Source organism: Peribacillus sp. TH14 (genome assembly GCF_016651145.1).
Classification (GTDB): Bacteria; Bacillota; Bacilli; order Bacillales; family DSM-1321; genus Peribacillus; species Peribacillus butanolivorans.
This window is the reverse complement of the sequence record NZ_JAEKEK010000001.1, coordinates 456847-480776: the sequence shown is the minus strand read 5'-3', so window position 1 is coordinate 480776 and position 23930 is coordinate 456847. Positions and strand designations below refer to the sequence as shown.

23 protein-coding genes and 1 pseudogene are annotated in these 23930 nt (G+C 38.8%); 19 read left to right on the top strand and 5 right to left on the bottom strand.

Features of this window, described 5'->3' with window-relative positions:
* The first annotated feature begins 15 nt into the window (after nt 1–15).
* The 15 genes and pseudogenes from JFU50_RS02485 to JFU50_RS02415 all read left to right on the top strand — a co-directional run bounded on the left by JFU50_RS02485 (nt 16) and on the right by JFU50_RS02415 (nt 13855).
* Nucleotides 16–1368, top strand: a complete 1353-nt coding sequence (locus JFU50_RS02485) for a TrkH family potassium uptake protein (RefSeq protein WP_201181675.1) — start codon at nt 16–18, stop codon at nt 1366–1368.
* Nucleotides 1369–1639: 271 nt separating this feature from the next.
* Nucleotides 1640–2440 (top strand): histidine kinase dimerization/phospho-acceptor domain-containing protein, encoded by an 801-nt coding sequence (locus JFU50_RS02480; protein WP_201221555.1) that lies wholly within the window; start codon nt 1640–1642, stop codon nt 2438–2440.
* The gene (locus JFU50_RS02475; RefSeq protein ID WP_201221553.1) at nt 2437–2892 is read left to right on the top strand and encodes an ATP-binding protein; all 456 of its coding nucleotides are present in this window, start codon (nt 2437–2439) and stop codon (nt 2890–2892) included. The genes JFU50_RS02480 and JFU50_RS02475 overlap by 4 nt, the downstream gene beginning before the upstream one ends.
* A 97-nt stretch (nt 2893–2989) precedes the next feature.
* Nucleotides 2990–4216: an acyl-CoA dehydrogenase gene (locus JFU50_RS02470; protein WP_057213375.1), complete on the top strand. Its 1227-nt coding sequence runs from the start codon at nt 2990–2992 to the stop codon at nt 4214–4216.
* Nucleotides 4213–4986: an SDR family oxidoreductase gene (locus JFU50_RS02465; RefSeq protein WP_201181671.1), complete on the top strand. Its 774-nt coding sequence runs from the start codon at nt 4213–4215 to the stop codon at nt 4984–4986. Before JFU50_RS02470 ends, JFU50_RS02465 begins: the two co-directional genes overlap by 4 nt.
* Nucleotides 4987–5023: 37 nt before the next feature.
* Entirely contained in the window at nt 5024–6634 is a 1611-nt protein-coding gene (locus JFU50_RS02460; protein WP_274606932.1) for a long-chain-fatty-acid--CoA ligase, read from the top strand.
* Nucleotides 6635–6706: 72 nt separating this feature from the next.
* Nucleotides 6707–7276: a TetR/AcrR family transcriptional regulator gene (locus JFU50_RS02455; protein WP_201181668.1), complete on the top strand. Its 570-nt coding sequence runs from the start codon at nt 6707–6709 to the stop codon at nt 7274–7276.
* Between the two features lie 39 nt (nt 7277–7315).
* Entirely contained in the window at nt 7316–8200 is an 885-nt protein-coding gene (locus JFU50_RS02450) for a 3-hydroxyacyl-CoA dehydrogenase family protein (protein WP_201181667.1), read from the top strand.
* Nucleotides 8197–8977, top strand: a pseudogene (locus tag JFU50_RS02445) (enoyl-CoA hydratase/isomerase family protein). The gene JFU50_RS02450 and the pseudogene JFU50_RS02445 overlap by 4 nt, the downstream one beginning before the upstream one ends.
* Before the next feature lie 16 nt (nt 8978–8993).
* The gene (locus JFU50_RS02440) at nt 8994–9395 is read left to right on the top strand and encodes an acyl-CoA thioesterase (protein ID WP_201181666.1); all 402 of its coding nucleotides are present in this window, start codon (nt 8994–8996) and stop codon (nt 9393–9395) included.
* Between the two features lie 30 nt (nt 9396–9425).
* Nucleotides 9426–10487 carry a phosphotransferase family protein gene (locus JFU50_RS02435; protein ID WP_201221551.1) on the top strand — a complete coding sequence of 354 codons (1062 nt, stop codon included), beginning with the start codon at nt 9426–9428 and terminating at the stop codon, nt 10485–10487.
* A gap of 4 nt (nt 10488–10491) precedes the next feature.
* Nucleotides 10492–11250 (top strand): 2-phosphosulfolactate phosphatase, encoded by a 759-nt coding sequence (locus tag JFU50_RS02430; protein WP_207196294.1) that lies wholly within the window; start codon nt 10492–10494, stop codon nt 11248–11250.
* 36 nt (nt 11251–11286) lie between these two features.
* On the top strand, nt 11287–12066 hold the full coding sequence (locus JFU50_RS02425; RefSeq protein ID WP_053345118.1) for an SDR family NAD(P)-dependent oxidoreductase: 780 nt from the start codon (nt 11287–11289) through the stop codon (nt 12064–12066).
* Between the two features lie 16 nt (nt 12067–12082).
* Nucleotides 12083–12862, top strand: a complete 780-nt coding sequence (locus JFU50_RS02420; protein ID WP_201181663.1) for an enoyl-CoA hydratase/isomerase family protein — start codon at nt 12083–12085, stop codon at nt 12860–12862.
* A 15-nt stretch (nt 12863–12877) separates the two neighbouring features.
* Nucleotides 12878–13855 (top strand): quinone oxidoreductase family protein, encoded by a 978-nt coding sequence (locus JFU50_RS02415; RefSeq protein WP_201221549.1) that lies wholly within the window; start codon nt 12878–12880, stop codon nt 13853–13855.
* 88 nt (nt 13856–13943) lie between these two features.
* Here JFU50_RS02415 and JFU50_RS02410 read toward each other — a convergent pair whose 3' ends face one another.
* Nucleotides 13944–14279: a DUF3905 domain-containing protein gene (locus JFU50_RS02410; RefSeq protein ID WP_201221547.1), complete on the bottom strand. Its 336-nt coding sequence runs from the start codon at nt 14277–14279 to the stop codon at nt 13944–13946.
* Nucleotides 14280–14401: 122 nt separating this feature from the next.
* On the opposite strand from JFU50_RS02410, the gene JFU50_RS02405 reads away from it, so the two are divergent.
* Both JFU50_RS02405 and JFU50_RS02400 read left to right on the top strand, forming a co-directional pair.
* On the top strand, nt 14402–14560 hold the full coding sequence (locus JFU50_RS02405) for a hypothetical protein (RefSeq protein ID WP_056530653.1): 159 nt from the start codon (nt 14402–14404) through the stop codon (nt 14558–14560).
* Nucleotides 14560–14706: a hypothetical protein gene (locus JFU50_RS02400; protein ID WP_169787512.1), complete on the top strand. Its 147-nt coding sequence runs from the start codon at nt 14560–14562 to the stop codon at nt 14704–14706. The genes JFU50_RS02405 and JFU50_RS02400 overlap by 1 nt, the downstream gene beginning before the upstream one ends.
* 41 nt (nt 14707–14747) lie before the next feature.
* Here JFU50_RS02400 and JFU50_RS02395 read toward each other — a convergent pair whose 3' ends face one another.
* Nucleotides 14748–16508: a B12-binding domain-containing radical SAM protein gene (locus JFU50_RS02395; protein ID WP_201221545.1), complete on the bottom strand. Its 1761-nt coding sequence runs from the start codon at nt 16506–16508 to the stop codon at nt 14748–14750.
* A gap of 216 nt (nt 16509–16724) precedes the next feature.
* Complete coding sequence (locus JFU50_RS02390) at nt 16725–17750, bottom strand: acyltransferase family protein (protein WP_201221543.1); 1026 nt, start codon at nt 17748–17750, stop codon at nt 16725–16727.
* A gap of 284 nt (nt 17751–18034) precedes the next feature.
* On the opposite strand from JFU50_RS02390, the gene JFU50_RS02385 reads away from it, so the two are divergent.
* Nucleotides 18035–20194 carry a PAS domain S-box protein gene (locus JFU50_RS02385; RefSeq protein ID WP_201221541.1) on the top strand — a complete coding sequence of 720 codons (2160 nt, stop codon included), beginning with the start codon at nt 18035–18037 and terminating at the stop codon, nt 20192–20194.
* A gap of 645 nt (nt 20195–20839) precedes the next feature.
* Nucleotides 20840–21082, top strand: coding sequence for an aspartyl-phosphate phosphatase Spo0E family protein (locus JFU50_RS02380; RefSeq protein WP_201181650.1), 243 nt, complete (start codon nt 20840–20842; stop codon nt 21080–21082).
* 646 nt (nt 21083–21728) lie between these two features.
* Here JFU50_RS02380 and JFU50_RS02375 read toward each other — a convergent pair.
* Both JFU50_RS02375 and JFU50_RS02370 read right to left on the bottom strand, forming a co-directional pair.
* A complete protein-coding gene (locus JFU50_RS02375; RefSeq protein WP_201181648.1) occupies nt 21729–22460 on the bottom strand; it encodes a ZIP family metal transporter in 732 nt (243 codons plus the stop codon).
* 131 nt (nt 22461–22591) lie between these two features.
* On the bottom strand, nt 22592–23815 hold the full coding sequence (locus JFU50_RS02370) for an MFS transporter (protein WP_201181646.1): 1224 nt from the start codon (nt 23813–23815) through the stop codon (nt 22592–22594).
* Between the last annotated feature and the right edge of the window lie 115 nt (nt 23816–23930).

The following is a 23930-nucleotide window of genomic DNA, read 5'->3' as shown; positions in this document are numbered from 1 at the left end:
AAAGGAAAACTCTGTATGTTTGCTATCAAAAAACTATTAGCAAAATTAACACCAGCACAGCTTATCGTCGGTTATTACTTTTTAGCTGTCAGTATCTCGACCATACTGTTGAGTCTGCCGGTTGCTCTTAAGCCAGGCGTAAAATGGGGATTCATGGATGCTTTATTCACAGCCGTAAGTGCAGTTAGTGTGACAGGTCTAACAGTTGTTAGTATGCCCGAAGTGTTTAATGAGGTAGGCTATTTCATTCTAATGTTTGTTCTCCAATTTGGTGGTATTGGCATTATGACACTTGGAACCTTTTTCTGGTTGATTTTGGGTAAGAAAATCGGCTTGAAGGAAAGACAATTGATCATGACCGATCAAAACCAATCGAATCTATCGGGGCTTGTTAAATTATTGATTCAAATCATTCAGATATTTGTCGTAATTGAAATGATTGGGGCTCTTGTTTTAGGCATTTACTTTCTGAATTATTATCCAAACTGGAAAGAAGCCTTTTTAAATGGCTTATTTTTAGCTGTAAGTGCCACCACGAATGCTGGTTTTGATATTACCGGTATTTCAATGATTCCATTTAAAGGCGATTATTTTGTACAGTTTATCACGATTATCCTACTTACCCTTGGAGCAATTGGATTTCCGGTTTTAATTGAGTTGAAAGAATTTGTATCCAATAGTGCACGTACTTATAAGTTTCATTTTTCTTTGTTTACAAAACTGACATCAGTCACTTTCTTGTGTCTTATAATTGGGGGAACTATCCTTATCTTCCTGCTAGAGATGAACGGGTTTTTAAAAGATAAGAGCTGGCATGAATCATTTTTCTACTCTCTATTTATGTCTTCGAATACGAGAAGTGGTGGCCTAACAACGATGAATGTGAGCGATTTCTCGGAACCAACCCTTTTATTGATGAGCATATTGATGTTTATTGGAGCATCTCCTAGCTCAGTGGGAGGAGGTATCCGGACAACAACCCTGGCTATAATGATTCTCTTTTTATGGAATTTTATGAGGGGAAGGCGATCTATTAAAGTATTCAAACGCGAGATTCATCCTGATGATATTCGTAAGGCGACAGCAGTTATGATCATGGGATCCCTATTATGCATTATGGCAGTATTCATTTTAGCAATTACTGAGAATTTTACTTTGATGCAAATCATTTTTGAAGTATGTTCGGCTTTCGGTTCTGTGGGTCTTTCAATGGGTATCACTCCCGAACTCAGTAATATCGGTAAAATTGTAATTATGATTATCATGTTTATTGGCCGGGTCGGGATTACGTCCCTTCTCTATATCATTGGTCATAAAGAAGTTACGGAGAATTACCATTATCCAAAAGAACGCGTCATTATTGGATAATGTTTTAGCTATATCAGAGACCTTTCCATTGTGGAAAGGTTTTTTGAGTTGTTTGCAGGAATCGAAGTAATTATGTTGAAATGTACCTATAAGATAATTAATTACCATTTTAATGTAAGGTATATGCTAAATTCAAATCCTAACTTGCTGGAATTTAATCGATTATTTTTTTAATTATTTTGGTAAGGAGGTGGAGGAAATAAAGAAATACGTTGGAAGGATTTTTGTTCCTGCACTATTTTTTATATTAATATTGCCATTTATAGGATGGATGTATTTTGAAGTACATAAAGTTTCCACCTTTGCAGGAATATATATAGTCGCAATTGTATCTATAGCTTGGTTATTAGGCGCTACCTATGATAAAAACCGAAAAATGATTGAGTTATTGAAGGATAGTGAAGGGCGTTATCGAATTTTCTCTAAGTACTCGAAAGAATTGGTCAATAGCTTCAATGAAGTTATATTCCAAACAGATGAGAAAGGAAAATGGCTATATTTAAATCCTGCCTGGAAATTGATGAGTGGTACTACTGTTAACGAAACTCTCGGGCTTCACTTTTCTAAAAGTATGGATAATACATCGTATCAAGAAGTTTTGAAAACGTTTGCAGAATCCTTTCATCAAGGAAAAAAATATTTTCGTGTGGATATTAAATTGAATAATTCGAAAAAGGAGACGACCTGGGTCGAAGCATTTGTCAAATTAATTCATGACGAGGCAGGGAAATTCATCGGAACGGCAGGAATATTATCAGAAATTAATGAACGGAAGCATGCAGAGGAAAAGCTTGTAAGTTTGAATGAAAATTTAGCGATTACTTCCAGTAAATTATCTACGGCTGCCCAACTTGCTGCAGGGATTGCTCATGAAGTTAGAAATCCCATGACAGCGATTTTAGGTTTTGTAAAACTGATCAGAGACGGGGGTGCCGATAAACAGGAATACTATGACATTATTTTTTCGGAAATAAATCGAATCGAGCAAGTCCTAAATGAACTATTGCTGCTTTCCAAGCCAAGTGAAGAGGAGTTTCTTAAGAAAGATATAAAAAAACCTGCAATCATGTGATTACTTTGTTGGAAACCAATGCCGTACTTAATAATATTCAAATTCATAAAAATTATAATGAACAGTCGATTTATATATATTGTGATGAAAATCAAATCAAACAAGTAATAATAAACCTTATAAAAAACTCCATTGAATCGATGACAGATGGCGGAAATATTTTTGTGAATATATATGAAAAAGACAATGAAGTTTATATAAGCATTTTGGATGAGGGGGAGGGGATTCCAGAAAACTCTCTTCAAAAAGTTGGTGAACCATTCTTCACTACGAAATCAACGGGAACAGGATTAGGACTTTCAGTATGTTTTAAAATCATTGAGAAACATGGTGGTAAAGTATTCATTACTAGCGAACTAAAAAAAGGTACGAAAATCGTTTGTGTCTTCCCGATAGTTGAACCAAGAGATATGGATGTTCTGAAGCAAGGAAGTGGATTAGCAGGAAATTAATTTATTTAATAATTGAAAAAAAAGGAAAAATAGTTGTATACTGTAAAAAGAAAGTTAACATACTAACCGGTTAGTGAGTTGAAAGGGAGGAATTAATTTGAACTTTGAACATACACAAAAAGTAAAAAATCTGGAAAAGAAGTTAACAGAATTTATGGAGAAATACGTATACCCAAATGAATCGGTGTATCATAAGCAGCTCGAAAAACAGAAAAGCCGCTGGAGTGAAATACCGCCGGTTTTATCTGAATTAACTGCAAAAGCAAAGGAAGAAGGACTCTGGAATTTATTTTTACCGGAAAGCAATTATGGAGCTGGTTTAACCAATCTTGAATATGCGCCGCTTTGTGAAATTATGGGAAGATCGATGATAGGACCCGAAATTTTTAACTGTAATGCGCCTGACACTGGGAATATGGAAGTATTGGTTCGTTATGGTACTGATGAACATAAAGAGCGCTGGTTGAAGCCGTTGCTTGCTGGGGAAATCCGCTCATGCTTTTCAATGACAGAGCCAGAAGTGGCATCTTCTGATGCAACCAATATTGAGTGCCGAATTGAAAAAAGCGGTAGTGAATATGTAATAAACGGTCGGAAATGGTGGTCTTCTGGAGCTGGTGATCCACGATGTAAAATTGCTATTGTTATGGGTAAGACCGATCCAGACGCCTCTAAGCATGAACAACAATCTATGATTCTCGTACCGCTGGATACACCGGGAGTCAAAATTGAGAGAATGCTCCCTGTTTTCGGTTATGATCATGCACCTCATGGACATGCTGAAATAACTTTTGAAAACGTGAGGGTCTCAAGCGAGAATATTCTTTTGGGTGAAGGGAAAGGGTTTGCTATTGCTCAAGGAAGGCTTGGTCCTGGAAGAATACATCACTGTATGAGGCTTATCGGAGCTGCAGAAAGAGCGCTTGAAGAATTATGTAAGCGTATTCAAAATCGTGTCGCTTTTGGAAAACCTTTGGCGAGACAAGGTGTGATTATGGAATGGGTGGCAGATTCCCGTATTGAAATTGAGCAAGCCAGGCTTTTGACTTTAAAAGCTGCATATATGATGGATACTGTAGGAAACAAGGAAGCGAAGGCGGAAATTGCCATGATAAAAGTGGTTGCACCTAACATGGCATTAAAAGTGCTGGATCGTGCCATCCAAGGGTTTGGCGCAGCAGGTATATCTGATGATTTCCCTTTTGCGGCTCATTGGGCAAATGCCAGGACATTGAGGCTTGCCGATGGTCCGGATGAGGTACACCGTTCGCAAATCGCTAAAATTGAACTTCGCAAACACCAAAAGCATGAGGTGAAAATATGAAAGCGACTGATCTATTTGATTTAACCGGAAAGACAGCGATTATTACAGGTGGAGGAAGAGGGCTTGGAGAACAAATAGCGACTGGCTTTGCCGAAGCAGGGGCCAATGTGGTTCTTTGTTCCAGAAAGAAGGAGGCATGTGATGAAGTTGCATCGCATATCGAGAAGCTGGGAGTGAGGGCGCTTTCCATCAAATGTGATATTACCAACCCGGTAGATGTACAGGAAGTAGTGAACGTAACTTACAGAGCATTCGGATCTATAGATATTTTAGTAAATAATAGCGGGGCATCCTGGGGAGCTCCTGCCGTTGATATGCCCCTTGAAGCCTGGCAGAAGGTAATGAATGTCAATGTGACTGGAACCTTCATCATGAGTCAGACTGTAGGTAGGATCATGATCGATCAGGGGTATGGAAAAATCATAAACATTGCTTCTGTCGCGGGACTTGGCGGGACGGACCCAAGGGTCCTTGATACAGTCGGCTATAATACGAGCAAAGGGGCAGTAATTACCTTAACAAAGGATTTAGCCGTTAAATGGGGCCAGCATAATATTAATGTAAATGCGATAGCACCTGGATTCTTTCCGACAAAAATGACCAAAGGCGTTCTTGAGAAAGGAAAAAATCCTATCTTGGAATCCACTCCGCTTAAAAGGTTAGGGAGTGATGATGATTTAAAAGGAGCTGCGATTTTCCTAGCCTCGAAAGCCTCCGATTATGTGACGGGGAATATCTTAATAGTTGATGGGGGTTCGCATGCAATGTAATGAAAAGTAATTAAATATGGCTGGAGGGTATGTAATGATGAATGAAAAAAAGTGGCTGTCAATGTATCCTGATTCAATACCTAAGGAAATAAAAGTTCCTGAGTTTCCGATGCAGCAGATCCTTAAAAACACATTTCAGTCCTATCCAAACAATACAGCAATTACTTTTTATGGTCGAAAGATTTCTTATCAGGAGCTTTTCTTTGCATCACAAGCTTTCGCTTCAGCTCTTCAACAAAAGAGTGTCCAAAAGGGTGATCGTGTAGCAATAATGCTCCCTAACTGTCCGCAATACGTCATAGCTTACTATGGCTCATTGACTACAGGTGCCATTATTACACAAATCAATCCAATGTTGGTTGAAAGAGAGTTGCAGCATATTTTACAGGACTCTGGTGCCGAAACAATTGTGGTGTTAGACGGACTATATCCAAAAGTGAAAAGTGTGCAGCAGAATGTAAATGTGAAAAATATTATAGTAGTCAGCCTACAACCATCTGATGCAGATTTCCAACCTGATATTTCATTTGATCAATTTATAAAAACAGGCGATGGCAACATTACTCCAGTAACAATTGATCCGGGAAATGATATAGCCGTACTTCAGTATACAGGAGGCACAACGGGACGTTCGAAGGGTGCAATGCTGACACACAGCAATATTCTGGCAAACGTAGTTCAATCTTATGAGTTCTTCAAGCATGAACTAAAAATAGGTTGTGAACGAACTCTGACGGTCATACCACTTTTTCATGTGTTTGGAATGACGTCTGCAATGAATTTATCGGTGTATATTGCGGGTGATTCAATTATACTGCCACGGTTTGAAATAGAGGAAGTATTAGAAACAATTAAGCGTGAACAGCCTACCATTTTCCCTGGTGTACCTACTATGTACGTCGCGTTAACGAACCACCCTAAGGCTGAAGAATACGGTATGGGTTCGATTCGGGTCTGTAACAGCGGGAGTGCCCCGATGCCGATGGAACTGCTTCGTGAGTTTGAACGAAAATCAGGGGCGAAAATAATGGAAGGCTATGGTCTTTCGGAAGCTTCCCCATCAACGCATTGTAACCCTATATTTGCTGAAAGAAAGACCGGTAGTGTCGGGATTGGTTTCCCTTCCACTGATTATAAAGTGGTGGATCTAGGAGACGGAACAAAGGAAGTAGCTACGGGTGAAATGGGAGAGTTAATTATCAAAGGACCGCAAGTGATGAAAGGTTATTGGAATATGCCTGAGGAAACGGCGGTGACTCTGAAGGATGGCTGGCTTTATACAGGTGATATTGCCAAGGTTGATGAAGGCGGGTATCTCTATATTGTCGACAGGAAAAAAGATTTGATTATTGCAAGTGGCTATAATATTTATCCGCGTGATGTAGAAGAAGTGCTTTATGAACATCCAGCTGTTCAGGAAGCGGTTGTTATCGGAGTTCCGGATACCTATAGAGGAGAGTCCGTTAAAGCAGTGCTTGTTCTTAAAAGTAATCAGAAGGCAAGCGAACAGGATATCATCGATTATTGCCGTGCAAACCTATCGGCCTATAAGGTCCCGCAACTTGTAGAATTTCGTGAAGTGCTTCCGAAAACAAACGTCGGAAAGATTTTAAGGCGAGCTTTAAGAGAAGAATTTTCTAAAAAATAATATGGCTTGATAATACGAAAGCGTATGATATCAATTCACCTGAAATTTTAAACAGAATGCGAGGATGCTTACATGAAAGAAAAAATGACAGAAAATAGCATACGTTTATTCGAAAAGAAGGGCTTTAGTGAGACGTCTATTCAGGATATTGTTGAATCGATTGGTGTGACGAAGGGAACGTTTTATTATTACTTTACGAGCAAAGAACAGTTGCTTATGGATATTCATCTGGCTTACATAGATGAGCTCCTAAATGAGCAGGAAAAAATCATTCAGGTTCTTGAAAAAAGCTGCAAAGATAAGCTTTTCGAAATGGTTTATATGCTTTTAAAGAGTATCAAAACAAAAAAATCAAGCGCTACGGTCTTTTTTCGTGAAATGAAAAATCTAAGTGAAGAAAAACTGGCTCAGATCCTTCCTAAGCGTGATGAATTCCGTAATAGAATTGAGCAGTTGCTTAAAAAAGGTATCGAGAGTGGAGAGTTTCGCTCCAATCTCGATACATCTATCATCTCGTTTGCGATTTTGGGTGTGGCCAATTGGAGCTATCATTGGTTTGATCCAGATGGGGAAAAAACAGATCAGGAAGTGGCAAGGATTTTTATGGGAATGATTTTACAGGGAATTGAAGAAGGAAGATAAATTACATACTAACTAGTTAGTAGAAGGGAGAATGACGTTATGCCGAACAAGCAAATTAATTCTATAACCGTAATTGGAGCCGGCCAGATGGGGCATCAGATTGCGATGCTTGCAGCACTTGGAGGATTCGAGACAGTTCTCCAGGATGTTCAAGAAAATGCTTTAATAACAGCTAAGGAAAAATTGGAAGATATTTTGGCTAAGTGGGTCCAAAAAGGAAAATTGACTGAAGATCGTAAACTGGCAGCCTTCAGTCGCCTTCAATATACTACCAATTTGGAAAAGGCGGCAAGCCGGGCGGATCTTATCATCGAAGCGATTGTAGAAAAACTTGATGTGAAACAGGAAGTCTTCGCCAAACTAGAGGTGTTGGCACCAGCAGAAACAATTTTTGCGACTAATAGTTCAACTATCGTCAATAGTCTCCTTTCGGGTGTGACAAATCGTCCAGATAAGTTTATTAATATGCATTTCTTTTTTCCACCTTTAGTAATGGATTGTGTTGAAGTTGTCATGAGTGATCAAACATCTGAAGAAACAGCAAAGCTTGCAATGGAAGTAACTCAGAAAATGAACAGGACAGGCATTTTATTACGGAAAGAAATATCAGGTTTTGTTGCCAATCGAATTTTAGGTGCATTACAGCGTGAAGCATTATTTCTGTATGAAGAAGGAATCGTTGATTACAAGGATATCGATTTAATTTGTCGAAAAGCATTAAGCCATCCAATCGGCCCGTTTGAACTGATGGACTTATCAGGTATTGATGTAAGTTATTTCGTCATGCAACAGCGATATGACGAAACTGGAAATCCTGAAGATAAACCAAATGTTTGTATTGAAGAAAAGGTGAAACAAGGACATTTAGGAAGGAAAACAGGTAAGGGCTGGTATGACTATCCAAACAAAGGAGTGAAAAAATGAGAAATTTAGTGAGAGTGGAAAAGGAAAATAAGCTTGCTATTGTAACCATTGATAATCCTCCATTAAACGTAATCAGTAAAAATGTATTTAAGGGTTTGTTGGAAGTATTTACTGAGCTTGAAGAAGATAATGAAACGGTAGCAGTACTCATTACTGGTGCAGGCGATATTGCATTTGCTGCAGGTGCGGATATAAAAGAATTTCCACAAATGATGGGAAATCCGAATATGAAAGAAACTGTAAGGGAAAGTCATGCAATCTTAAATAAAATTGATCATTTTCCTAAACCGACGATTGCTGTCTTAAACGGTATGACTTTAGGAGGCGGATGCGAACTAGCTCTGGCCTGCGATTTGCGGGTAGCCGAAGCACAGGTGCAAATCGGCCTGCCGGAAGTGAAATTAGGCTTATTTCCAGGAGCTGGGGGTACACAGCGTTTGTCTAGACTTGTTGGGAATGCAAAAGCAAAGGAAATTATTTTTTACCGGTGATTCACTTAATGCAAAAGAAGCAGAAAAGATAGGGCTCGTCAATAAAGTCGTCGAGCAGGGATGCGGGTTAACAGAGGCAAAAAATTTAGCCTCACGAATGACGAGACATTCACTTCAGGCGCTTTCGAGAATTAAAAAGGCTATAAATGAAGGAAGCGAATCGACACTTGAACAAGGATTAGAGATTGAAACAAATCTTTTTGAAGAAATCTTCCAAACTGAAGATGTGAAAGAAGGAGTTTCAGCATTCTTAGATAAGCGGAAACCTGCTTTCTTACATCGATAAAACAAGGAGGGACATAATGCATGAATTAAAAGTTAACGTCCGCTTTTCAGAAACGGATGCCTTGGGCCATATCAATAACACAAGTTATTTTATTTACCTCGAAGAAGCCCGCATGAAATTTTTTGAAGCGTTGGGATTAGCGACAAATGTCGAAGAGTGGAATTTTTTGCTTGCTTCCACAAAATGCGATTTTATTTCTCAGGGGTACTTTAACCAGCTTTTAACTATTCGGACATATTTGACAAAGGTAGGCACGAAAAGCTGTGAAATGGTCCATGACATCTATTGTTCACAAACTGGAGAGGCCATTGCAAAGGGGAGTGCGGTCTTAGTTTGTTTCAATTTTACTGAACAGAAAAGTGAACCTATTCCTGTAATGATAAAAGATACGCTTATCTCACATCTTGTTCATACCTAGATTCACTAAAGTGTAAAGGAGTGAAGGAAATTGGTTGATGATACGATTCCTGTTCGTTCCGGTGAGGAACTGAATTTAAGTACATTAGAAGATTTTCTGAGAAAAAATGTTTTGGACCTACCAAATGAACCGTTAGAACTGCAACAGTTTTCTACAGGGTATTCCAATTTGACCTATCAGTTGAAGATGGGAGAGTGGGAAGCTGTATTAAGGAGACCGCCGCTTGGTCCTGTTGCTCCAAAGGCACATGATATGAAACGGGAACACCATATTCTTTCATCAATCAACCCGTATTTTCAAGCAGCTCCTGAACCTATACTGTTTTCGGATGATGATTCAATCGTCGGATCTCCCTTTTTTCTAATGGAAAGAAAACATGGAGTTGTAATAGATTCTAAGTTTCCCGAAGGAGTCGAACCGACTTCAGAGAGGTGTCGTCAGCTTTCTTATGTCATGGTTAATCAGCTTGCTGACCTCCATTCAATTCCATATGAGAAGACGGGATTAGCGGAAATCTCCAAGCCTGAAGGGTTTATCGAGCGACAAGTACACGGTTGGATTTCCCGATATGAGCGGGCAAAGACAGATGAAATCGAAGAAGTAGGGCCACTTATCGATTATTTGCAAAAGAATATACCACAGTATAGCCAAACTTCCATTATCCATTATGACTACAAGATTAATAATGCAATGTTTAACCAAAACCTAAGCGAAATGGTAGGATTATTTGATTGGGAAATGTCCACCGTTGGCGATCCGCTGGCAGATTTAGGAGTTGCTTTGAGCTATTGGACTGAAAGCAGCGACCCAGAATTGATTAAATTCGGTTTGGGACAAGCGTCAGTTACAACCTTGGATGGTTTTCTGACCCGACAAGAATTTATTGAAGCCTATGCAGTGAGAAGTGGCAGGAATGTTTCCAACATCGATTTTTATTTAACCTTTGGATACTTTAAGTTAGCTGTCATCCTTCAGCAAATCTATTACCGTTATAAAAAAGGACAGACCAATGATCTCCGCTTTTCTAAACTTGGAATAACGGTCAAAAGCTTAATCACCCATGCAGCCCATGTTGCGGCGAAGGAAGCTTGAGAATATGGGACATATACAAAACATACATTTGCTATTAAAAAAAGAAGAGATAGATAGGGAAAAGCTTTTAGAAGGAGAGAAAGTGGCCATCATCCTGGATGTTTTATTAGCGACTACAACTATCATTTCATCTCTTCATAATGGAGCCCGACAAGTAATTCCTGTCCTTAACCCTGTAGACGCCCTATTGAGAAGCAAGGAATTGGATCATGAGGATTATTTATTGGCAGGAGAACTTAAGGCTAAGCCGGTTGATGGATTCATGTATCCGAGTCCGACGCTTTTGAGTAAATTAGTTCTCAATAAAACGCTTGTATTATCTACGACTAATGGGACGGTTGCACTGAGAAACTCTGCTGCAGCCAAAAAGGTGTATATAGCGTCCTTGTTAAATAATCCCTCTGTTGCTGAAAAAATAAAAAAAGATCATCAGACCGAAACGATAATTATCGTTTGTTCGGGGAATTCGGGTGAATTTAGTTTGGAAGACTTTTACGGAGCAGGTCATTTGATAGAGTGCTTGATTACTGGAGCACATGGAACGTTCAGTCTGAATGATGCAGCAATTGCTGCTTGCACTTTTTATCAGACGAATACCGACAATACTTTTGATATTCTGCAATCATCACATGTCGGGCAGCTGTTTGATAAACATGACTTGATTGATGATTTGAAATTGGCTTCTCAAAAAGGTTCGATAAATCTTGTTCCTGAGTTGATAGATGGGAGAATCGAAGCTGAATTGAAAAGGCAGGAAACGTAATAACATGTTATCAAATCCAGTTGAAGAGGTGAAGGAATGAGGTTTTTACAGTCAATAGCGGTGGTAACAGGTGCAGGATCTGGAATTGGAAAGGCTACAGCAATGCGCTTATCGGACGAAGGAGCAAAGGTTTTATTAGTGGGCCGGACGAAAGGAAAGCTGAAGGGAGTAGCTGCTGAAATCAATGCCCGGCACACAATTCCCGTGGCCGATATTTTTCCTGCAGATGTGACGGAAGAGGAAGATATAAAAGAGTTGGCGCTGTATGTAAAAGAACAATATCGGGATCTTCATATTTTAATCAACAACGCAGGTGGATCGAAATCCTCGAAGCTTCTGGATACCTCTACAGATGATTGGGATATGATTCAAGATGTCAATTTAAAAAGTGTCTTTCTTGTTTCGAAGTACTTAGGAAAAGTGATGGAAGAAGGTGCTAGAAATGGGAATGGTGACTCCGTAAACCGGGCAATCGTGAATGTTGCTTCACTCTCAGGACATCAAGCTGGAGCATTTATCCCACATTACAGCTCCGCTAAAGCAGGAGTAATCAGTTTGACTAAATCTCTAGCACTGGAATTAGCTGGAGTTGGCATACGTGTCAATTCCGTTTCACCTGGGTTTATTGAAACACCCTTAACAGAGGATGGTCTGCAGAATGAAAAATTCGTAAAGTCCATTCAACGGAACACGGCCCTGGAAAGAGTAGGTAAAGCGGAGGAAATTAGTAATGTCATTACGTTTGCTGCTTCGCCGGAAGCTTCCTATATGACAGGAACCGATATTTTGGTTGACGGCGGCTGGTTGATTAAGTAGAAAAGGGGATGGGTAAATGTTAAAAGAACACTTATTAACAGAAGTAAATAATAATGTATTAATCGTGACTTTGAATCGTCCTGAAAGCTTGAATGCCTTTAGCCCAGATATGATCTCAAACTTAACGAAAACGATTACCGATGTTAAGCACAAGCCTCATATAAGGGCCGTTGTCATCAAAGGGGCTGGACGTTCTTTTACTGCAGGAGGAGACGTTAAGTCGATGGGTCAAGCCTCGGCAGGACAATTGTATGATCATGTTGGTAAAATGAATGATTGCATTTTGGCGATGGATTCTTCTGAGGTTCCTATTATTGCTGCAGTTCATGGATTTGCGGCAGGAGCTGGTTTCAATTTGGCACTCGCATGCGATTTAATTGTGGCTTCCGATGATAGTCAATTTGCAATGAGTTTTTCACAGGTGGGCTTGATTTCAGACGGAGGAGGTTCGTACTTTTTACCAAAATTAGTAGGTCCTCATCTTGCAAAGCAGCTGTTCTTTTCGGCTGAACCGATTTCGGCCGAGCGCTTATATCAGTTAGGTGTCATTAATTATTTATTTCCACTAAATCAACTAGAAGAAGAAACGTTGAAACTTGCTGACAACCTTGCCAATGGACCGACAAAGGCATTTGGAATGATGAAAAAACTCGTTAGTCATTCATTTACGGCCACACTAGATGAAATGCTCGAACAGGAACGAATTACCCAAACCTTGATGGCGTCTACAGAAGATCATCTAGAAGGAGTTGCGGCATTCAAAGAAAAACGTAAACCTGAATTTACTGGAAACTAACAAGGGGGAACAGTGATGAAAGCCATTCAATTTGAAGAATACGGTGGACCGGAAGTACTGAAAATGACTGATAAAGAAAAGCCGGTGCCAACTGGACATGAAGTGCTGATTGAAATTGACTGTGTCGGCGTTAATTATGCCGATACAGCAAGAAGGGAAGGGCAATACGTGGTTCCTACACCACTACCTTTCATACCAGGTGCGGAAATAGCTGGAGTGGTGGTGGAGGTTGGTGAAGAAGTAACCAAAATCAAACCGGGGACAAGGGTCGTGAGTCTGATTGAAGCGGGAGGATATGCCGAATATGCCTTATCGGATGAATTCTCTGCAATTCCTCTTCCTGATGTGATTCAGTTCCATGAGGCTGTTGCCTTACCGCTACAAGGGTTAAGTGCCTATCACATTATAAAAACGATGGGACGCCTGCAACAGGGTGAAACGGTACTTGTCCATGCAGCTGCAGGAGGCGTTGGAACGATTGCGGTCCAGCTTGCCAAAATCTTCGGGGCTGGAAAAATAATTGCCACCGCAAGTACTGAGGAAAAGCTGGCGCTAGCTAAAAAGCTGGGGGCCGATATTCTCATCAATTACACCAAAGAAGGTTGGGAGCAGGAAGTGCGTGAGGCCACTGGAGGAAAGGGTGTCGACGTCGCACTGGAAATGGTTGGTGGAGACATATTCAATAAAACACTGAAATGCTTGGCTCCATTTGGCCGACTTGTTGTTTTTGGTAATGCTAGCCGTGAGGCATATACGATGAACCCACAGGTTTTAATGCGCCGTAATCAATCTGTGGTAGGTTTTTTCCTGCCGCAGATTATGAAAAAACCAGATTTGCTGCTACCAAGCATCAAAGAGCTCTTTTCTTACGTAGCGTCTGGTAAGCTAACGCTGACTATCGGAGGTATTTATCCGTTTGAACAGGCTGCTGATGTACATGAAGAAATGAGCTCCCGCCAAACAAAAGGAAAGTTGATTTTGCAGGTTAAATAAGGAAGGAGGGTGTACCGGACTTACCGGGGACACCCTTATTTTATGTGGGTATTACTAGTGAATTTTGGCTATATGACTTGTGAGTCATTTAATCCGTTTTAATACTCACATCTTTATCAGGATGCATGAAAGGGGCTTGTGGGGCTCTTTTTGCCTCTAACAGTTCGCGGTTTTCAGTTGAGTTCCATCCAATATCATTAGTTGGGTGTATCCATTCGTCTCCAGCCATGATTTCTGGGTCTGTATCTTCGCTCCAATTTTCGAGTGGTGAGTTTTCTGATGCATATTTGCTGTCCCCAATGACGACTCCATAATCATTAACAAAAGGAGCTTGCGGTTTTATCCCGGTACCTTTAAAGCTCGGTGCGTTAATTTGGTGAGGTTGGGTATCATCCATTATTGGATTATCCAATTTCCTTTTCATAAAGTATCTCCCTTTCGTTTTAGGGTTATTTTACTCGACTACCCATATATTATCCCTGAATAATTTTTAGCGGAATTACCCCATTCTAAAAAGTAAAACTTTTTAAAAAAGGTGGAATGAACATGAAACGGAAAGCCAATGTAGATGGAGCAATCAAAGCAAGTACGACGCCAAAGAAAAACCAAGCAGTAGAGGAATATTCAAATGAATTCGCAGTTGAAGAAAACGCCATGAAAGGTGCCAACCGTAATTCAAAGCAAGGCAGAAAAGGTAGAAGTTAATGGATAAAAACAAACGCAACTCTCAAGAAAAACGGGTAGAAGAAATAGTACGAACGGAATTCGGAATGGAATTCAGTGGTGATATGAATGCATCCAAGATCTATGAAATATTGTCTACAGAAAATAAAAAACGTGAAAATAAATAGAGAATAAAGGACGGACCCTTTTTGGGATCCGTCCTTTATTCTTATAAAATGATGCTATCAGATTTTGAAAGAGAAAAAATGGATGAGCCTTTTCCGCTCGGATCAAAATAAGCAAGCATAATCGATGGTTTATTAACAATGGTTCCATCTGCTAAATATGTTTCTAAATCAAAGGGAAGTTCTTCAAGTAATGTGTGTTTGTGAATTTCTTTTTCATTTAGTCCCAAGGCAATGAAAGAAGATCCAAGATGTTCAGGTTTATTTAAAATTTCTTCATAAATCTCTTTGCGCCCTTGTTTATCAAGAGAAGCATCCCACCATGGTTTACGTGGTTTGTATTTTTGATTCATGAAATAATCCAATTTCATGAGTCCGATAATGGTTTTTAAATCAGCTGATTCTCTGGAAGATAAAAACTGCTGTAATCGACGGAACAAGTCTTCAAGTTGATGTCCGATTCGTGACCAGCCTTGTTCATCCCAGAAGGTACCAAATTCTTGGAAAAAGTCGAATGGTGAATTAAACACCGATTCAACCAGAAACTCTGTCGTATGATCCATTCTGTGATCGTTCCAGTATTTTTCAAGCACATCTTCAACTTGTTTAATACGGACAATGTCGTCAAAGGACAAAACATTATTCCCAAGAATTTCATAAGGAGCATGATCACTGTAAATATAGTCGTGATCATTGGCACGTATCCGTAGGCCTGTACCACGCAGCATTTTTAAGAAACCAAGCTGCATTTCTTCGGGCCTTAGTTCGAAAACATCATTGAAGGTCTTCCTGAATGAAAGATAGTCTTCCTCAGGCAAACCAGCAATCAAGTCAAGATGCTGATCAATTTTTTGACCGTCTTTGACCATGGTGACTGTCCGTGTTAGTTTTTCGAAATTTTGTCTTCTCATGACCAAATCATTTGTATGATCATTCGTCGATTGTACGCCGATTTCAAATCGGAATAGCCCTGCTGGTGCATGATCATTCAAAAATTGGATAACTTCCGGACGCATGATGTCCGCTGTGATTTCGAATTGGAAAACCACTCCAGGATGATGTTCGTCAATTAAAAATTGAAACATATCCATGGCGTAGCTCCGGCTGATATTGAAGGTACGGTCAACGAACTTAATAGTTTTTGCACCATTTTCCATAAGGTACCTAATATCTTTTTTGATCTTTTCCCGATCAAAATACCGGACACCTACTTCGATCGATGAAAGACAAAATTGACAGCTAAACGGACAACCACGGCTTGTTTCGATATAGGTGACACGTTTGGATAGCTCGTCGCGGTCTTCTTCCAATCGATAAGGGGTAGGGAGGGATTTCAAATCCACCTTGCCATTCTGTGGCTGAATAACTTTTTTTCCATCCTGTCGATAGGCAATCCCACCAACTTTTTTATAATCGTTAGCACCTTCAATTTCAGATAAAAGAGCTTTAAAAGTAACTTCCCCCTCGCCAATTACGATAAAATCAGCTCCGGGAATCTGGTCAAGCCATTCACCAACATCATATGTGACTTCAGGTCCGCCGAGAATGATAACCAATTCAGGATTGATTTTTTTCAGCATTGCCACGACTTTCATTGTTTCCTCGATGTTCCAAATATAGCAACTGAACCCGATGACATCAGGTTTTTTGGAATAAAGGTCGCCAACGATGTTCATAATCGGGTCTTTTATCGTATATTCTGCCAGCTGTACATCATAATCTGGCTGAGCATAAGCTTTTAAATATCGGATGGATAGCGATGTATGGATGTATTTTGCGTTAAGAGTACTGATTATTATATTCATGTTAAAGGGCGTAAAAGAAACGCCTGGCTCCTTTCGTGTACATGTCTTTTTAAGCCAACAAGCACTAACGAGTAATTTTACCATAGCCTGCTCCATTTGAAAAATGCGTTATTATTAATGAAGGGGAATCTATTGCCTTTGCTTTTGGCTTGTAAGTTGGTATGGAATTATGTTTGAAAAAACGGATAAAGCAGAAACTGCTTTATCCGTTTTATTTCAAAATGCTTGTTTAATATACTCTTTTGTTTTAGTCATGAAACGTTTTGTTTTGGTTGCTTTCAATTCGATGATTGGCTGGGCCATTGTAGCAATCATTTGGCTTGACAATAACACAGTGATCAAGAATGAGAGGCCGGCAAGCATGATAAAACTCTCTGTATTACTGAAGTAGTCCTGTATCGTGCTTTCACGGAAGAAACGAATGAAGAAGCCGTGCAGCAGATACACATATAAAGTTTGTTTACCCCAATTGGTAAAGAAATATTGTCCGCGTGGGATGAAGGATAGAAAGCTAAACACTGAAATTACGCTCAATCCATAAAATCCTAGTCGCTTAAACATGGACACGATTGTCGCATCTTCAAGCTCGGCATAGGGTTTCGAACCGAGCAGCCATTTATAATTTATATCGGTATTTAAATAAAAGCCGATAAAAATCACTAACATGACACCAAGTGAAGCCAAACGAACTTTGGGTGTGAATAACTTTTTTAAATGATCTTTGCTTAAATGGTAACCGATTAAAAACATCGGGAAAAAAACGAATGTCCTTGAGAGACTAAGGTAATTGGAGATATTGTCAATATACCCAATTAATAAAGCGATTAAAATAGATAAACCTATGCCTACTGAAGGCTTTAGCTTTGAAAAACCAAGTAGCATGATGTTCCAACAGAATAAACTGATCAAGAACCAAAGCGACCATTGAGGATCAAGCAAGTCTACTGTGATGGCAGTACGTTCATATAAGAAATAATAGTAAACGGTATATATCATTTGGAAAATAATGTAAGGTAAAATTAATTTTTTTGTAATTTTAGCTAAATACCCTTTTTGATAAAAACCTTTTGCAAAAAACCCTGAAACAAGGATAAAAGCAGGCATGTGAAAGGAATAAATGGTTTTATATAGAGCGTAAATTGTTTCACTGTCGTGTATATACGTATTTAGTAAATGTCCAAAGACGACAAAGGCCATGAGAATGAACTTGGCGTTATCAAAGAAAAAATCACGTTGTTTCATATTTGCCTCCATTAATAAATTTTAAGGTAGCTAGAAAGCATTGTTATTTATATACCCTTAATTCATAGAATTAAATCTCATATTAGTAATTTTATTAAATCATTCTTAAATTAAGCTTAACTCTAAGTATTAGTCGATTCAACATACTATAATTTAAAATAAAGTAAAATTTTGGATTTTGAATGGTGATATGATTTTACTGATTTTTGAAAATACCGAGGAGATTTAAGATAGTTGTCGAATAAGGTTGGGTAAGTATTGGTCTTTGAATAAGGGGTGTAAATATGAATTTAGGTTATGAGAATGAAACGGGATATAAACAAAAAATTATAAAATTAAATAAACAGATTGAAAGATATAACGAAATTTTCAATTCTATGTTAGAGCCCTATATTAGGGTAGATGAGGAACTAAGGTTCACTTATGTGAATGAGGCAGCTTGTACTCTGTTGGAAACACCGAGAGAGCAGCTGGAATTACTGAAATTAACTGATTTTCTTCAGGTCATCCCTTTGACTCATGAAGAATTCGGCTCACAAAGTAGTAGCGAGGAAAGAGAAAAGAAAATGATTCAACTTCATACAGGAGCGCTAAAGCAAATTGAATTTTTGCGTATTGGAGCGCCTTCCGAAGGACAGCAAATTTATCGTTTGGAGGATGTGACATTGGATGTTTCATCCTCCCGGGAAACATTAATGTCACGGCAGATGTTTTTGGACATTTTTGATACAGCCATTGAGAGCATCGTGCTTTTTGATAGCTCAGGAATAATCATAGAAGTGAATCATGCATTTATCCATGTCCTGGGCATTCCGAAAAAGGATATTGTCGGAAAAAATATGACGGATCTCATTTCCCAAAAATATAAGTCATATTGGGAAGAAAGTATTCGAAGAGTCTTCAGTGAGTCGAACTTCAGAGGAGAGGTAGAGATAATAGTCCATGATGAGCCACATCCATTTATTTTTTCACTTAGTTCGACAGTCGGAAATGAATTATATATGTCGGTGTTTCGAAAGCTTACTGAATCGAATTTAATGGAAAAGAAGTTAGAGACGAGCGAAAGGATTTTTGCAGAATTATTTGACCAGTCAATGGATGCGATAATATTTTGGAATGATGACGGTATCATTTTTCGAGTAAATCATTCAGCCTGTAAAATATTTGAGTCTAGTAGGGAAGACTTGATAGGCAGTTATATTTGGAAATATGTCTACAGCAATAATCAACATTTTAATCAGATGATGGATACGTTTGAAAGAGACACCCAGGTCAGGGGAGAACTGATTTATAAAATGCCGAATAATCAAATTAAATTACTTGAATTAACTTCAAAAAAACATGAAGGCGATGGTTATAATGTGACAATCTTTCGGAATGTCAGCGAGCGCTGGCTGATTGAGAAAGAATTACGGGATAGTGAAAAGAAATTCAGGAAAATTTTTGAGGGAACATTAGATGGCTTGATTTTATGGAATGATAAAGGGTTTACAGACATTAATGAGGCGGGACAGGAAATTTTGGGGATTTCGAAGGATAAACTTCTTTCTTTAACTATTAAGGAGTTTATTGAAAAAATACCTGGGAATGCAGCTGATCTGAACGCTCATATTGAAAAAGTCTACAAACATGGGGTTTACTCATCTATCATCCCGATAATGTTTGAAAATGGAAGAGTTAAGCATATTGAATTTTTAACTAGAGAAAATTTATATTCGAGCGTGCATTTAACCATTTTTCGTGATGTGAGTAAAAATCTTGAAATGCAGGAGCAAATTCGGAAATCAGATACCTTAAATGTTGTTGGTGAACTGGCTGCAGGGATTGCCCATGAAATTAGGAATCCAATGACGGCTTTAAAAGGGTTCATCCAATTGCTTGAGGATGGTGTCAAGGGTGATTTCTCTACATATTTTCATGTTATTACCTCTGAAATTAAGCGGATTGAAACCATAATCACTGAATTTTTGGTGTTGGCAAAGCCTCAAGCACTTAAAATTTTCAAACAAGATGTCCATACAATTCTGAAGGAGACGCTTGAGTTGCTTGCCGCTCAAGCTCTACTGGAAAATATTCAATTTGAGACGAACTTTGAAGAAGAAGAGTTTACTGTTTTCTGCGAAGCAAATCAGCTAAAACAAGTATTTATTAATATTATTAAAAATGCATTGGAAGTCATGCCGGATGGCGGTTCTGTTCGTATTAAGACGAGAAGATTTTCCGAGAAGTACGTTTGTATATCAATTATCGATCAAGGGATGGGAATCTCGGCGGAAATGCTGAAAAAGTTGGGTGAACCTTTTTATACGACAAAGGATAGAGGGACAGGGCTGGGGCTTATGGTTAGCTATAAAATTATTGAGGAACATAAGGGCTATATCGAAGTGGAGAGTAAAGTTGAGAAGGGGACTAGCTTTCATATATATTTACCATTCGCGAGTTAAACAGGAGGATGAAGATAGGTTGCTTGCAATTTGAAGAGTAGCAGATGAATTTTCTTCCCCTATTTTGTTATTTTTTCAGAAAGCATAAGTAAGTCTGAATGTTAAGAAGGAATCCCTCTTCAATGGATTCCTTTTTTGAATTTCATACCTCAACGCTAATTTCATTGAAATTAACGGAGGATTCAAATTTAGAATCTAATTGAGATTTACAGGTTTAATGTAAAATCCAACGGTTATTGCTTGCCATTTTGTTAATGAAATTCTATTTTCCTTGAAGTGAATGAATCTCTTTATGCACTCTATTAACTTATTACTTATTGATAATTTCGTTCTAGTTTGCTAATGTGGTAAACTGTCGAGGTATTTTAGCAAGTAACAAAACAGTGAAAATTAAATATGAATAATATTGGCTCAAGGTCCAGAGTTAGCAGTATGTAAAAACGATTTAAGACTTAGGATCCTAAATCAAAACAAGTAGATTATGATAAGAAATTCCCGTCATATCATGTCCGCTGAAGGGTCAGGCTTTATCGCAATTTAAGAAGTTTTGTCTTTTTTTGCGAATCTATTTACATATAAGGCATATTTTGTAATACTTCATTATTATAATGTAACTTTAAAAGGGCAGGAGTAGTGAGTGTTGTTATGAATTCTAGGAGTACTACGGAAATTTGTTCTGAAATTCGAATGAAGCGTTGGGAAATGATGGAGTTGGCAAAAATGTATGGGATGAGTCATGAGTATACCCTTCGCCAAAGCGAGCAACTTGATAAACTGATAAATGAGTATTTAATCCTTCAACATCATTCGTCAGTTGAAGTGAGAAATAAACGAGAAGAAATGGTTGTTATTGTACAGAAGCCCTTTAATGATGATTTTACATATTAAATGGATCTGAATGAAATGACTTTGTAAATTAGAAATGGAAAAACATAAAAGGGAGTAAACTCTCATATGGTGTATATATTTTTTTTCAATCCTGTTAGTAATGAACTATGGAAACATAAGAACAAGGATGGAATATAAATATATATATGCGGAGAGAGAAGCCGGGCTGCTTTGTTTTAAGAGATTGATGAACGTTGTGATGTGCTGTCTGCTTATATGATTTCAAAAGATTTGATACAAAGATCATTAAAAATAAGGGGATAGTTTATATTTATTTTTCTCTTAGTTTGGACAACTTGCAGAGGAGTGAACAGAGGAAGACTCTGAGGACATTCTTTGTGTTGCAGGAAAAGTTCAATTTGGTTAAAAAACTAGAAAAGTTCAATTAGTTGGGAAAATAGAGTGTTAGGTTTATATGTCGGAGTAAGTTAACTCAACAGAGGTACATAGTATTCTTTTATGATTGAGGGGTTCAATAACTAAACCACTTTCTAAATATACAGAAAATTACAGGTGGTTACTTGTATGAAGGCAGCTTCATAGGTGTATCTGGCTTAAATGACAACTTTAAAAATATATCATTAGTCTGAGATGCAAAAACTAAAGGCTGACTCATTTTAAAGGGCCAGCCATGAATGCACGAGAATTATAAAATTTCCAATAATATAACCATAAACAATAGGCCGACAATGAAGGAATAGGTGGATGTGCGCTCATTTCCATCCCCATGGCTTTCAGGGATTAATTCTTTATAGACGATGAAAAGCATAGCACCAGCGGCGAAAGCGAGGCCGTATGGAACTAAAAAACCAATGTAAGAAGTTAAATAAAAACCTATTAGGCCTGTGATTATTTCGATGGTACCGGTTAATGTGGCTATGATGAACGCCGTAAACTTTCCGATTTTTTGATTGATTAAAAACAAGGCGACAAGCAAACCTTCCGGAGCATTTTGCAGACCAATAGCAAAAGCAATTAAATTGCCCGTATCAGCTGCATCTGAGGCGTAACTGACCCCAACAGAAAGACCTTCCGGGATATTATGCAGTGTAATGGCTGTAATGATAAGCAAAGCCTTTTCGTCGAATTGAATGCCACTCTTCGTATGACCGAGATCGATATGTGGAATGTTTTTCTCCATAATTGTTAATGTCATGACCCCGAGAAAAACCCCAATAACAAGCTGAATATACCCCCCAGTGGCTAAAGACTCGGGAATCAGGCTCAGTAACGAAGCAGCCATCATAATACCGGCAGTAAATGCCAGAAGCGTGTCTCTAAAGCGATGTGTGATTGAACCTTGAATGAACAAGATGGGTAACGCACCGGCCCCTGTAGACATAGCAGATAGGATGCTGCCTAATAAAACTCCACTCATAAATTTCTCCTTTGTATGGTACTTATCGTTACTTTTGTGTGTTTTCTGAGTGAAACAATATATTGTATTGAGATGATAAAAATAGGTTCCAGGAAAAACTCATTTGGTAGTACTGTAATTCTTTATGTGTTTTATTCTTCGGCATACCATTTTTTTAGAGTGAGATCAGTTGGAAGCAACAAACTGATGATTCCTAACAAAGGCAAGAATCCTACAAGCTTAATCATGGATGCGATTCCGATGACATCTGCAATTGCCCCCAATGAAACAGATCCTATGGCGCCCATTCCAAATGCTAGGCCGACGGTCAAGCCAGCCATTGTTCCTACTTTGCCTGGAACTAGTTCCTGTGCGTAGATTACGGTAACTGAAAAGCTGCTCATAATAATAAATCCCGCGATCAATAATAGGATAAAGGCGGCTGTAGGCGGGACGAATGGCAACAGAGCGGTTATAGGCGTACTGGCAGCGAAAGAAAACAAAATCACGTTTTTACGGCCGAACCGGTCCGCAAGAGGTCCGCCGAAAAACGTTCCTACAGCCCCAGCAGCTAAAAAGGCGAATAGGAAGATCTGTGCGGATTTTATCGTGAATAAATGCTGCTCGATTAAATAAAAACTGTAAAAGTTCGTCATACAAGAGACATACCAGGAACGGGCAAAAATAATGAATAAAATTAAGACCAGAGCTTTGGCCACTTTATGGGAGCGCTCTTTATTAATTACTTTAGCTGCAACCTTTTTCGGCTTGAAGTGCACCAGCTTTTGAGAATACCATTTGGCAATATACAGTAATAGCATAACGGCTGTAAAGGCAACTAAGGCAAACCAAAGTGCACCTTTTTGACCAAATGGAACAAGTACGATGGCAGTAATGAGAGGGGCGAGAGCTTGCCCGCTATTCCCACCAACCTGATAAATTGATTGTGCCAGGCCTCTCCTAGGACCTCCAGCCATGTATGCAACCCGGGAGCCTTCCGGATGGAAAATGGCTGACCCAAAGCCCATTAGAATGACTGCACCAAGGATTATAGTATAGTTTGGTGCAAGTGCGAGAACGATGACCCCGATTAAAGTGCTGGTCAATCCAATAGGTAATGCAAAGGGAAGTGGCTTTTTATCTGTATAAAAGCCAACAGCAGGTTGGAGAAGCGATGAGACGATATTCAAGCAGAATGCAATCATCCCTAGCTGTGTATACGTTAGAGACATTGATTTTTCAAGAATGGGAAACATGGCCGGTACAACGGCCTGAAGGGAATCATTCATTAAATGACATATTCCTATGATAATCATGATCTTCAGTGTCATATCTTTTTTTTGCGGTTCTGGTTTAAATGCAGTGATACTTGCCATATGTATATTTCCTTCTTTCTAAAATAAGAATCTTACATATTCCAATCATTCGCTCGCAAGTGTGCTCTGTATGTATTACACCCTTGTTTAAATCAATTGTTAGTGTTCGTATTGC

What these genes read in the sequence shown, in the direction of transcription:
- JFU50_RS02375 (WP_201181648.1), bottom strand. Translation starts at nt 22,460, where the DNA reads ATGAGTGGAGTTTTATTAGGCAGCATCCTATCTGCTATGTCTACAGGG.
- JFU50_RS02410 (WP_201221547.1), bottom strand. Translation starts at nt 14,279, where the DNA reads ATGAAAAGGAAATTGGATAATCCAATAATGGATGATACCCAACCTCAC.
- JFU50_RS02480 (WP_201221555.1), top strand. Translation starts at nt 1,640, where the DNA reads ATGTATTTTGAAGTACATAAAGTTTCCACCTTTGCAGGAATATATATA.
- JFU50_RS02420 (WP_201181663.1), top strand. Translation starts at nt 12,083, where the DNA reads ATGTTAAAAGAACACTTATTAACAGAAGTAAATAATAATGTATTAATC.
- JFU50_RS02455 (WP_201181668.1), top strand. Translation starts at nt 6,707, where the DNA reads ATGAAAGAAAAAATGACAGAAAATAGCATACGTTTATTCGAAAAGAAG.
- JFU50_RS02440 (WP_201181666.1), top strand. Translation starts at nt 8,994, where the DNA reads ATGCATGAATTAAAAGTTAACGTCCGCTTTTCAGAAACGGATGCCTTG.
- JFU50_RS02485 (WP_201181675.1), top strand. Translation starts at nt 16, where the DNA reads ATGTTTGCTATCAAAAAACTATTAGCAAAATTAACACCAGCACAGCTT.
- JFU50_RS02425 (WP_053345118.1), top strand. Translation starts at nt 11,287, where the DNA reads ATGAGGTTTTTACAGTCAATAGCGGTGGTAACAGGTGCAGGATCTGGA.
- JFU50_RS02385 (WP_201221541.1), top strand. Translation starts at nt 18,035, where the DNA reads ATGAATTTAGGTTATGAGAATGAAACGGGATATAAACAAAAAATTATA.
- JFU50_RS02415 (WP_201221549.1), top strand. Translation starts at nt 12,878, where the DNA reads ATGAAAGCCATTCAATTTGAAGAATACGGTGGACCGGAAGTACTGAAA.
- JFU50_RS02380 (WP_201181650.1), top strand. Translation starts at nt 20,840, where the DNA reads ATGAATTCTAGGAGTACTACGGAAATTTGTTCTGAAATTCGAATGAAG.
- JFU50_RS02395 (WP_201221545.1), bottom strand. Translation starts at nt 16,508, where the DNA reads ATGAATATAATAATCAGTACTCTTAACGCAAAATACATCCATACATCG.
- JFU50_RS02390 (WP_201221543.1), bottom strand. Translation starts at nt 17,750, where the DNA reads ATGAAACAACGTGATTTTTTCTTTGATAACGCCAAGTTCATTCTCATG.
- JFU50_RS02430 (WP_207196294.1), top strand. Translation starts at nt 10,492, where the DNA reads ATGGGACATATACAAAACATACATTTGCTATTAAAAAAAGAAGAGATA.
- JFU50_RS02450 (WP_201181667.1), top strand. Translation starts at nt 7,316, where the DNA reads ATGCCGAACAAGCAAATTAATTCTATAACCGTAATTGGAGCCGGCCAG.
- JFU50_RS02405 (WP_056530653.1), top strand. Translation starts at nt 14,402, where the DNA reads ATGAAACGGAAAGCCAATGTAGATGGAGCAATCAAAGCAAGTACGACG.
- JFU50_RS02400 (WP_169787512.1), top strand. Translation starts at nt 14,560, where the DNA reads ATGGATAAAAACAAACGCAACTCTCAAGAAAAACGGGTAGAAGAAATA.
- JFU50_RS02460 (WP_274606932.1), top strand. Translation starts at nt 5,024, where the DNA reads ATGAATGAAAAAAAGTGGCTGTCAATGTATCCTGATTCAATACCTAAG.
- JFU50_RS02465 (WP_201181671.1), top strand. Translation starts at nt 4,213, where the DNA reads ATGAAAGCGACTGATCTATTTGATTTAACCGGAAAGACAGCGATTATT.
- JFU50_RS02370 (WP_201181646.1), bottom strand. Translation starts at nt 23,815, where the DNA reads ATGGCAAGTATCACTGCATTTAAACCAGAACCGCAAAAAAAAGATATG.